Annotated in this window: 6 protein-coding genes; 2 read left to right on the plus strand and 4 right to left on the minus strand. The window is 43.9% G+C overall.

The features are described from left to right. Positions 1–251: 251 nt before the first annotated feature. Positions 252–2699: an ABC transporter permease gene (locus KK078_RS29810; protein WP_254094595.1), complete on the plus strand. Its 2448-nt coding sequence runs from the start codon at positions 252–254 to the stop codon at positions 2697–2699. Between the two features lie 69 nt (positions 2700–2768). Here the strand turns inward: KK078_RS29810 and KK078_RS29815 are convergent, their stop codons facing one another. The 4 genes from KK078_RS29815 to KK078_RS29830 all read right to left on the minus strand — a co-directional run bounded on the left by KK078_RS29815 (position 2769) and on the right by KK078_RS29830 (position 9099). Continuing rightward, positions 2769–4325, minus strand: a complete 1557-nt coding sequence (locus tag KK078_RS29815; RefSeq protein WP_254094597.1) for a hypothetical protein — start codon at positions 4323–4325, stop codon at positions 2769–2771. After that, on the minus strand, positions 4297–6264 hold the full coding sequence (locus KK078_RS29820) for a transglutaminase-like domain-containing protein (RefSeq protein WP_254094598.1): 1968 nt from the start codon (positions 6262–6264) through the stop codon (positions 4297–4299). The genes KK078_RS29815 and KK078_RS29820 overlap by 29 nt, the downstream gene beginning before the upstream one ends. A 64-nt stretch (positions 6265–6328) precedes the next feature. Beyond that, positions 6329–7507 (minus strand): carboxypeptidase-like regulatory domain-containing protein, encoded by a 1179-nt coding sequence (locus KK078_RS29825; protein ID WP_254094600.1) that lies wholly within the window; start codon positions 7505–7507, stop codon positions 6329–6331. A 425-nt stretch (positions 7508–7932) separates the two neighbouring features. Then, positions 7933–9099, minus strand: a complete 1167-nt coding sequence (locus KK078_RS29830; protein WP_254094602.1) for a DUF4221 domain-containing protein — start codon at positions 9097–9099, stop codon at positions 7933–7935. Between the two features lie 470 nt (positions 9100–9569). Between KK078_RS29830 and KK078_RS29835 the strand changes: the two genes are divergently transcribed. Continuing rightward, positions 9570–11294, plus strand: coding sequence for a hypothetical protein (locus KK078_RS29835; protein ID WP_254094604.1), 1725 nt, complete (start codon positions 9570–9572; stop codon positions 11292–11294). Positions 11295–11434: the final 140 nt, after the last annotated feature.

Genomic DNA, 11434 nt, shown 5'->3' on the forward strand with positions numbered 1-11434 from the left:
TGTTTGTGGTGCAGTCGAACCCGGCGCTGGCTAAAACCGTTTACAAGGTTAGGATTTTTCGTCGGACGAATTTAGTGTTGGTCCTGCCATGTTTTTGATACTACACCTCTCGACGGACCTCCCCATTCAATTTATCGTCAAATTTCGTCGCCCTGGCCAATTCTGTATGGCAGACTACAACTTTTTGCCAAATTGTGCATCTTAACTCAAAGCCGCTCAAAGCGAGCGCTAAGTGGCTTCACATTTTTGCTATGCTTAGAAACTACTTTGTAACCGCCATTCGCAGTCTTCTGCGTAACAAGATCTTTTCCGGCATCCACGTGCTCAGTCTGGCTATCGGACTGGCTGCCAGCTTGGTGATCTTCTTACTCGCACGGTATGAGTTCAGCTATAACCGATTCATACCTGGTAGCGACAGGGTTTATCGTATAACGTTCGAAAGTCAATACAATGGACACACTGGGCGCATGACGTCTGTACCGACGCCAATGGCTGCAGCACTACAACAACAAGTGCCGGGGGTTGAACTTGCGGTTCCGGTCTTGCATTGTGAGGGAAGTCGCGTTTTACCTGTTTCCATCCCCTCGGCACACAACGGTGAGAAAACACCGGCCGGAACACCTGCCGGCATTGTGTATACGACTGCGGATTATTTCGCCCTTGTTCCATTTGAATGGATCGCGGGTAATGCTAATGTAATGAGTAAACCGCATAAGACCGTACTAACTGAAAGCCGTGCGCGGCTATATTTTCCCGGCGTACCCATGGCAGACATTTTGGGGCGCGATATTGTCTATAACGACACGGTCCACAGTTCAATAGCCGGTATTGTCCGAGACCTGGCAGATAATACGGATTTTACCGCTGTTGAATTCATATCTTACAGTTCACTGAATGAAACGATTCTACGTCAGGTTTGGCAACTCGACTCTTGGATTGACTGGAATGAAAACTCTAAGGCTTATCTTCGCCTGGATGCCGTCAGTGACCCCGACGCTATTGCGCGGAAGGCCATCGCTTTACTTGCCCAACATAACGACCGTATAAACCTCGAAAACAATCGTACGCTTACCGCCTGGTTGCAACCGTTGTCAGACATCCATTTCAATCCTGACTACGCAGGCAACTCACGTACTGCGAGCAAACCTGCTTTGTATTCGCTTTTAGGCGTCGCAGGGTTTCTATTGTTGTTGGGCTGTGTGAACTTCATTAATCTAAGTACTGCTCAGGCAGCGCGCCGAGCCAAGGAGATTGGCGTTCGAAAAACGGTGGGCAGCAACCGAAATCAAATCGTCAAGCAGTTCTTGGTCGAGACACTGTTCATCACCAGCCTGTCTGTTTTCGTGTCGCTGATATTAGCGCCTTTCCTGCTTAGGATATTCGCAAACTTTCTACCATTATCCGCCGGCATCTTCTTCAATGTTCCCACAATGGTCTTCGTGGCGTTACTAACTCTTGTGGTCTCGTTGCTGGCTGGCTTGTATCCCGCACTCATCTTATCAGGCATCCGTCCAGCACTTATTCTTCGAGGACGTGTGGGAGAAGGCAAGGTGGCCCGCAGCACACATTTGCGAAAATACCTGACCGTGTCGCAATTTATGATTGCTCAGTTTTTTATTATAGCAGCGTGGGTGGTCACTCGGCAGATTGATTTTTCATTACACCAGGATATTGGGTACCGTCAGAAGGCAATCCTTAATTTTCAATTGCCGCCGCGCGCAAATGCTGATCGCCGTACCAGCCTTATTAACAACCTGCAGGCGTTGGCGGGCGTCGAGCGGGTTAGCAGTGGATTTGTCCCGCCGGCTTATGACCGCTCAATGATGACCCCGGTCTCAACTCAGCGCAGCGCGTCCCAGGAAGACATGGTTTTAGCACAGTTGCGTTTTGGTGATGTTAATTACATACCGCTCTATGGCATCCAGCTTGTCGCCGGACGACTTATGCGTGAGATCGAGGGAGTGGCAGAAGTGGTCATCAACGAATCCTGTGCTCGCGCGTTAGGCTACTCTCCTGTCGAAACGGCAATAGGCAAAGAACTTTTTATGGTGGGAGATACGGAAATGACGGTTGTCGGTATAATGAAAGACTTCTATCAACGTTCAACCCACACGCGAATCGATCCAATGATGTTGAAAGGTGAATCGGGCGCTTACATACACGTAGCCCTAAATGCCTCCGAAAATGGAGGTACAGCGTGGACTGAAACGATTCGTCGTATCGAGGCCGAGTATCATGCCCTTTATCCACAAACAACTTTCTCCTTCACATTTTTTGATGACAGTATTGCAGCATTCTATAAGGAGGATTTGCAAACCTCGAAGTTGCTCAATTGGGCAACAGGGCTTTCCATACTCATCAGCTGTTTGGGTCTGCTAGGTCTGGTAATTTATACGGCCGAAATACGACGTAAAGAAATCGGCATTCGAAAGATATTAGGCGCCCCCACCATAACAATAATCAGCAATCTCTCGCGCGAGTTTATATTGTTGGTCTTACTAGCCTCTATGCTAGCCGCTCCGGTCGCCTGGTATGCCACAGACAAGTGGTTGGAATCATTCCAATACAGGACGCTAGTCCCCCCGGGAATATTCTTTGCAAGTGGGGCATTCTTGTTAGTTCTCGCCATGGCAACACTATCCTTCCAGACGATCCGTGCTGCGCATAGCAACCCGATTGACAGTCTGCGATCAGATTAGCATCCTTAGTACAAGGCATTGTACCTATATCTCTACGTCGCGTTGATCCTGGTCGCAATCTATGGTCCGCTAAGGCCGGGCTGCGATCGACATTTCAAAGCCACTGCCCTCCTTTGCATAATCGTAGTTTATCTCCATGGTATTTTGATATCCCATGATAGTGGGTTGGGTTTGTTGATAAAAATCAAAAACATTGCCGATGAAGAATTTTTCGCGCGTCCTAATCTGCCCCACTTTCTCCCGGTGAATGTATTCCAGAACAGGGGAAAAGTTCAAAAAATGGGCAGAGTTATCCATAAAGTCGTGATTGAGCGTGAAATATGAGGGCTTTACCTTTCTATTTGAGCTACTATTTATCTCCCATAATGTCGATTGAACAGTGACTAAGCTAATTAAAAGAAGCGTAGCAGCGATATACTGGACAGCTGGGCGTTCGCAAATAATTCTGATGCTAAGGTATAGAAACATAAGAACACCTGCAGTCAGTAGATACCGCATGGAAGGTATTGTTGTATAAATATTCAAAATAGCTAAATATGACATTAGTACGTACGCAAATGCCGAGTTTTCGTAGAGGATATCTTTAACAAACAAATAGTAGAACAGCGAAAGGATAAGAGAGCCAACCAATATCAGGATCATCCCTGCTCCACCAGAAAGCGGGTATAACAATATGTGCATGAAAACGATCTTTTGACTATAAACATTAACCAGGAGGCCACCATGATACCAACCAAAACTCCCAACGCAGATGGCCACAAAAAGCATCTTCGCGGCTTGATGAACTTGGACAAAAGCCAGTCGGCTAAGCAAATTGAAAAAGATCGTGATGCTCAATCTTATAGCAAAGTATTCAGCAAGAATCAGTGTCACCGGTAGGAAAAGCAATATTGGCGACAGAAAATTAGTGCCAGATGACGCATAATATCTTAATCCAAGATATAGAACCAAACTGTTTAGCGTAGCATAAAAAAGAATTACCGACACGATGACAACACCTTTTGACGGTGGCTCCTTGCCAAAGAGAACCCATACTATAACACCCAGCAGCCCTGCCATCAGCAAACATGAAAAGATTATATGATTGTAACCAGCCAAAAGAGAAATAAACAGAAAGACAAAGCTCCACTTAAACCAATGAAATTGGTGGGTATAGACATAGTATCCCGATACCAGCAGAAGCGAGATAAATAAAAGGTTGAATGAGCAAACCTCCCAACTGATTTTGGCGTACAGTAAATAGAACGCCGACTGTCCAAAGAACAGAAGCAAAAAAAACGCACTGACATTTGAAAAAGTTGTCCTAATACAGTAGACCAGAATACCTACCGCTATGACGTTGCAAAAAATTCCGGTCACGCGCAGCTGAGTTACACCGACATCGAAATTTATAAATACACCAGCGTTAGCCAAGGACTGTAGCAAACCTGTGTGGGGAACAATTCCGAAAGGCCTCGAAACTCCCTGCCGAATAATCCGAATGGCCTCCAGCCCTCCCCAGGCCTCATCCCCGTGCAAACCGATTGCTTCAATATGGGTTAACCAATAAAGCGCGATCGAAACGAACAAGCAAACAGTGGCCCCATCGACCATCATACTACCACCAAACCTGCTCGCCGTTTTCATAGGTAAATATTCTTTCTTCTACGCCCTCAGTATGATTATGAAGGAGATACAATACCTCTGCAGGGACGTTATTAAATTGTAGCTCATAGCCAACGGCCGTTTGTCGACCAATCGAACGCCAGCCAATATCTTTGTCAAAGTATAGTAGTTCGTATTCGTTACCAGGGGCAATATTGTTTCCGTCATTGGTAGCTATGTACCGGATCTTGGTTATTGTTTTGGCTGAACCAACATCTATCCCCACCCAGGGACTATCTTCTTTTCGCGCGTCATAAAATGTCAAAACATTTCCATCCATGGCTTGCTCTCTGCCGCGTGCCGGATCGCCAACTTCCTTATCACCAATGACATTTCCCTTCAACGCATGTGAGCTGTCACTGTCGCTATAAAATTCAATCTCCGCGATGTTTCCATTGCTGTGCGGCGGCGAGAGGTAACGGAGGTAGCGAAATCTGTTCCTATTTTTGACTTTTGCAGATTGATAGAAAATGCTGGGCTCCGAAATTTTGTAGAGAGTTATGGAATCTTTAAAGTCGGCACGATTTGCGCCCTGAAATTTGCCACCTTTGACACGTACCATTCGTTCTCGTACTGTTAATATCGGGAACTTTCTGAATAGTCGCAGATCCTGTTTCTTTTTTTGATCGGTAACATAAAATTTCAGTTCCCCATCTTTGGTAAGCAAGAACGGCGCATTAGCAGGGACGATTCGACCACCCTTATAGTATGCTGGTAGATAAACGATGTCCCTGCCCATTTTAGCAAAAACAGCGGTCCCTTTAACAACCTTTCCCCATTGTACCGGAACCCAATTTTTATTATCGAAAACGCACAGGTATGCATACGCATCGTCTTCAGATTTATCCAAAGGGATAGAAACATCGACGCCCTCAAAGTACTCATCTGAAACGTCGATAAATCTCGGGTTGCGAAACAGCTCAGGAATGTCAGCCCCATTGGCAGTCATTGCAAGGCTTTTGCTTTGAAGCGCGAACGTATTGCGGTAAACCTTCGCCTTCTTATGGTCAGCCTTGTGTGGCTGACCGGGGTCGGACTCGATGCCCAAAAACATGATCTTTTTGCCTGCCTCGGAAAGCAGTACATTCCAACTATGTCCCAGACTCCGGAACGGCCATTGCGGCGTAAAATCGATAGCAACTGGTATGCCAGTGGCCCTCATTGCATACACCGCCAGGTCTGCATATTCCCGGCACACCCCGACTCTCTTGTCGAGTATTGTCTGGGCGCCAAAATGCGGAAGATGTTCCATCGCGCCAGTAAAGACCCACATACCCTTCTTCAGCTCATTGTTAACGGCAAGACAGGCAGCAACGGCATCGCCATTCGTGTTGCGAACTGTATCTAACAAAGGATTGAATCGAGCATAAAAGGCTTTCCTATTGTATTCAAATGGGTCTTCGTTATCGACGCGATAAGGCAAAATGAACTCACAGAACTGATCGAATGTCACATGCTGACACCATGGTTGCTCCCTCCATACCCGAAAGGCCTCATCAATATTTTCAATCAAATAGTTCGCCGGTAAACTTTCCAAATCGTACAATGTCTCAACATTACCCGTCCAAATGGATCCATAGACACGCTGTAATGAATCTCCAAGGGGCCGAAGATCCATTGCTGGCCACTTAGGGTGAACTGTATTGGCAATGTCAAAAAACTGGTGAAGTTGGTCGATGATTTTACCCTTATAAAAGTGATGACCCGGCATGTTTGCGATAAGGAAGCGAGCGGCTCTCAACTTCAAGCTATCGCCGGGGCGTTGACTATAATGGCCAATAACCTTTTCTAACTCAGATCGATTCGAGCCAGCGTATTCCAGGGCTTGGCTAACCTCGTTTGGACCTCGGCTGCAGGATGGCACCAATGTTAAACACACCACGGCCAGAGTGGCGGCAAAGTAAACTTTGCAATCTTTCATTCTGCTTAAATATTATAGACTGAAACGGGTTTAGACGCTCGCAAAAGCTCTGCGTATAGCCCCATCACTGACAAATCTTATTGTGGTAATTTAATGCCAGAGCAGCCTCGCAAAAGCTCTTTTTATTCGCTATGATTTCGTCGGTCCCTTGGAAATAATGAGATCGACGAGTTCTATCCCGATTTTTTTGCGTTGGCCCGATTTGACACGAATAAGCGACAAGTTCATTTTCAATTATACGATCACTCACTTTTTTGCGTGTCAGCTTCTGAAAAGAGGAGTATTCAATGTGGTTTTGCGCAAATTGCAGATAATACCTCGAACCGTTCTGTTTATAAATGATACGTCCACGAACAGCATCGAGGCGGTATAGAAGCGTGTCATTAAGATTGTGATATCGATCAGGTTTCCAAAAATACTCATATTCAATTTGCTCCACAGCGTGATTGTTGTCATTAATTAACAATTTTAATTTGATCGACTTATCTATGGTAGCCGCATTTATTGCAACATAATCATTACCAAGGGGCGATTCATTATCATATTGAAAAGTCCATTCATCAACATTCTGAATATTCATGAAATGCGTTCCATTTCTCATGATATCGAAGGTAAACATATCATCGATTTTATGTAGAAATGGCGGGTTGTAATACGGATCACTTGAAATAATCGAATCGTTATCAATTTTTAGGTTCATAGACCGGGCGGAAAGTGATTCTGTCACAGAAAGAAACGACTGTGACAAATACCGATATTTGTCGTTTTCTTTCACCCACTGCCAGTAAAAGCAGTCTTTAAAGAACGTTACATCAAAGTAATTTCGTTGCTTCCGTTTTATACACTCGAGAATGTATTGCTTAGGTGTCAAACCTAATACAGTCACCGCTTGCAAATTCTCTGCCTCTTCGTCCAACTGAATGTATAAAGGATCCGAACTTGATGTGTCAACCACTTTAAGACTGACGGGACGATATCCGATGTGGGTAACGCGTAAAGTGTCATTCGGAAAATCCGTGGGTAATATAATTTGAAAATGACCCTCATAGTCTGTAACCGTTCCACGAATTTGCTGCTGCGCCCGATCGGAAAAATAAATATTTACCAGGTGAATGGGGCGCTGCGTAGCCTTATCGACTACCGTGCCAGAAATAACCCTCTGCGCATATGCAAATGCCGGAAAAATTAGCAGCAAATAAAGACTAACTCTCAGACCCGACATCGAGATCTTTTCTAACATCATAAAATGAGTCAAGATGAAGCCAATTCCAATACACAAGTTCATCCCCGTCAAAAACTAATATTACGTTCCTGTCGAGATTGAGTCCATAGCGAAGAAGCCTGTTTTCTGTATCGTGAAATACATTCACACCAGAGTCTTTAAAAAGATTCGCATGATCGGAGAAATCCTTATGTAATACGACACCCATACGTGTCACACCCTTGTTCTTTTTTAGGTCTTGGATCAATGCCATCGACCGATCATCACATGACCCGCAGTGACCTGAAAACAAAATAAGGTAGTATTCTCCATCGCCGTGCTCAAATTGATGCTCATCCTTTAAATATCGCTTAATCTCGTCTTCCCTTACGAAATCTTTACTCCCGTCTGAACACGCCAATGTGAAGAAAAATAGCAGCAGCCCAATATGCCGGTGAAATAGAGCGTTAATTCTCAAAACGAAAAACATGTAATTCCAGTGTATTCTTTTTGACATTTTTATTTTCAGGATGCGTTGGACTTAGTGCCAGGCCGTCTTTGGAGACAAACCATTTGTGTATGGCATATCGCATCGGCGGCAAAGTATGATTAGCAATGGGTTTCATTCCATGATCATCAAAAACTGATATCACTAGGTTTTTATCGATGAAATCATTAAAATAGGAATCTTCACGTTCGTATTTAATGTCCTTCCACACCGGACGATAAATAAGATGGCGAAACTGGTCATACAATGGTCGAAAGTAATGAGCATTTTCGATTGCATGCGTAGTCCATTGTTGCTGATCCTCATTTGGAGATTCGAGGGCGGTAGCGAGTGGTCGGACACCATGAACTTCGCCACCAAAAACCTCACTTTGTTGATTATGTCTGTTGAACCGGTAAAGATTTGACTCATATGCAAAGTTGTAATAAATGTAATCGATAGTCGCGTCACCGAAGTTTATATATGTTAAATAACCAAGGTATCCATCCTTGTCAGAATAGTAAGGGCTATACTTTATAGGTAATAACGTTAACTTATTAGCATTGTGATCAAATTCCAAAACGACATCTTTTCCCACATAGTTTGACGTCGACCGATGCGAATAGAAAAGAGTAGTTCCGCCTTGTTCCGAGGGCAAATAATTTAGGGGAAAGTGGTTATGTACCGCAGGATCACCTAATCGCTCAAAGTCAGCCCCCATGATCTTATAAAGATCTATCGTTTGCTTAATCACGCCACTTGAGTCGATAGTGAGAAGTTTCCCACGCAACATGACTAAAATATTATCAAAGTCAATAGCCTTCACTGCCTTAACATCTGCTATTAAATCATTCTCATCTTTCAGGAAAATATGTGTTACAAACTTTCTTGACGTCAGATCGAAAAGATCGAAACATTTGCCGGAGTTGTTTCGACCGAGGAAATACTCTTTGTCGGAAGTGATAAAATAGCTAAAATCGATGTACGAATTCAAGCCAATTGAATCCAACAAAATTCGAATCGTGTCAACGGTAGCGCGCACATTTACTGTTTCCACCAACGTCGTTTCTTTGATATATTGAGATCGATCGTGACTACACGCCGATAACAGCCCTATCAAAATGATAGGGAGAGTAACTTTTCTCATCAAAATAATTAATAGGAGAAGATATAAAAACAATAACAATGCCTCTAGTTAGGAGGCATTGCTAGCCGGCGACGAGCTGTCAGTTAGTTACAGCTCTGACGATTGTGACAAATGGTTCCATTTCCCCATTCGTTACAAGCAGAAAAGGAATGCGTTTTGTCACACCATTCCGTTAGGCAGTTAGTAACAATACCACCGGTAGTGTTTTCACACGCCGCGAGAACGGTCTGGCCAGCAACGATCTCAAGTGATCGACCGAACGCGGAATCTTCAGATGCGGTAAACGAGATTCCGATGTTTAAGATAATGACGAGGGCAAATAGCCCGCCAGTCAAAAATGTTAACGATTTTCTCATAGATAACTTTTATTTAGATTTGACAATACAAGCTAAGGAAAATCAAACGTTATAGCGTCAAATACACGAATATTTTTTTTTACTCTGTGTCAGAAAGTTACCTCGTCGCTCATTATGGCCTATCCATCCGTTTTATTGACAAAATTTCTATTTCTAATATTGGTATGTGGCATTCTCACAGTCGCCGCACTTGACTCATCCTTATATTACTGCAATCTAGCTGGATACCTGTTTATTTTCATTGTTCCCGCATTTCTTGTCAAAGATCTGATTTCACGAATGCCGCTCAAACGGCGCCCTTCTATCATAGAGGCTTTGTATGTAGGATGGTGTATCATCGTCGGAATAACTCAAACGCTTTTTGTGAAGCAGCTAGGCGCTTCAGCGCTTATGACACTCTGCAGCGGTCTCTTCATTGTAACCTGCACTAAAGAATGGGCTGGGAAAATGCTCGGCGCCCTCTTTACCGCTACGTTACTCCTTTGTACATATTTCCTCGCCGACTATTATTACCACCTACTTGCTTTTAAGCAAACACGTGACATTATCGGCATATTCTATAATTCTGGCCCTTTTTCCATATTTGTGTCGCTATTTTGGCCTCTCGCTTTAATCCGATATTGCCGAGGCTATAAGGTTCAGGCAAGCTTATATTTCGGTCTTACGTTGTTGCTTCTATCAATAACACTTTCCAGAACTTCCATCGGCATTGCCTTTCTCTCAACGGCAGCGTTTTTTCTGACACGGATAAAGGCCAAACATCTCGTTGGGGCAATTGCCCTACTGATTTTTACATCTGCGTTCTTATTTTGGTTAAAGCCTACCTCGGTTATAGGTCGTCTATGTGTTTGGAAAGTAACCTCTGGACTCTTTCTAAAAAACCGAACATGGGGAGTGGGCCTATCGAATTTTACAAACGCGTACAACTCATATAAGGCGACTGTACCGGAGGAATTGTGCTCCGAATTTTTGGATAAAGTTGACTATCCTTTTAATGAACCGATAAAGATTTTTGTAGAAGGGGGAGTCATCAGTGGCGCATTTCTGACGACAATTGCATTGCTTACGTTCAACTCATTGTCAAGACGAAGGGGCCGGTACAACGCTAAACTTGCAATTGCCGCCGCAATAGTACCTCCATTTCTATTCTCATATCCGCTATCATCACTCCCACTTTCGCTTGTTATCGTGTGTTATCTCGTTATTCTGAAACCTAACCGTGTTATTCTGAAACCTAACCGTGTTATTCTGAAACCTAACCGTGTTATTCTGAAACCTAACCGTCGGTTAGCATTAACACAATGGCATGCGTGGAAAGTGAAAACTTGTATTGTTCTGGTACTCATCGCTCTATTGTCCTGTCTTTACCCCGCATTTAAACAAATAAGAACTGAGATTGACCTATCAAACTTTCTTTACGAATATGCAAATCCAGAAATTCCACGAAGTATAGTTTTCGAAAACAATGCACACTTACGACAGCACCCTATATTCGCCGCTCATCACGGAAAATATCTTGTTAACTCGGGCAGATACAAGGAAGCAATTGCGGTAAACGAATATGCGTCGAATCACATCGCAGATCCGATGCTATTATGTACCCTGGCGGAAGCACTTTCGGCCAGCGCTATGACGTCCGAAGCGGAAATAGTGTTGCAGCGCGCAATTTGGATGGCACCTAAGAGGATATATCCCAGGTTCCAATTATTCAAACTGTATTTAGCGATCGGAGACAACAAACAGGCGCGTGACATCGGAGGTATCATTCTCAGTAGAACAGAAGGTTCAAAAAATGTGGCCGCCGTTGAGATGCGGCAATTTGTATTAGCACACTTGTAGTTTTGAATTGAAAAGAAACCGACTTTTCGGCACATGAATTGGTGAGTCTTTTTGCGACTTTCAAATAACTCACCGATTTCACTCAAACAGGTTGAGTTTAGATGAATTATCTGAACGTACTAAAAACAAAAAGCCTGCAA

Origin of the sequence: Dawidia soli, from assembly GCF_018598185.1 — a bacterium.
Lineage (GTDB): Bacteria > Bacteroidota > Bacteroidia > Cytophagales > Cyclobacteriaceae > Ohtaekwangia > Ohtaekwangia soli.

What these genes read in the sequence shown, in the direction of transcription:
- KK078_RS29810 (WP_254094595.1), top strand. Translation starts at nt 252, where the DNA reads ATGCTTAGAAACTACTTTGTAACCGCCATTCGCAGTCTTCTGCGTAAC.
- KK078_RS29815 (WP_254094597.1), bottom strand. Translation starts at nt 4,325, where the DNA reads ATGAAAACGGCGAGCAGGTTTGGTGGTAGTATGATGGTCGATGGGGCC.
- KK078_RS29820 (WP_254094598.1), bottom strand. Translation starts at nt 6,264, where the DNA reads ATGAAAGATTGCAAAGTTTACTTTGCCGCCACTCTGGCCGTGGTGTGT.
- KK078_RS29825 (WP_254094600.1), bottom strand. Translation starts at nt 7,507, where the DNA reads ATGATGTTAGAAAAGATCTCGATGTCGGGTCTGAGAGTTAGTCTTTAT.
- KK078_RS29830 (WP_254094602.1), bottom strand. Translation starts at nt 9,099, where the DNA reads ATGAGAAAAGTTACTCTCCCTATCATTTTGATAGGGCTGTTATCGGCG.
- KK078_RS29835 (WP_254094604.1), top strand. Translation starts at nt 9,570, where the DNA reads ATGGCCTATCCATCCGTTTTATTGACAAAATTTCTATTTCTAATATTG.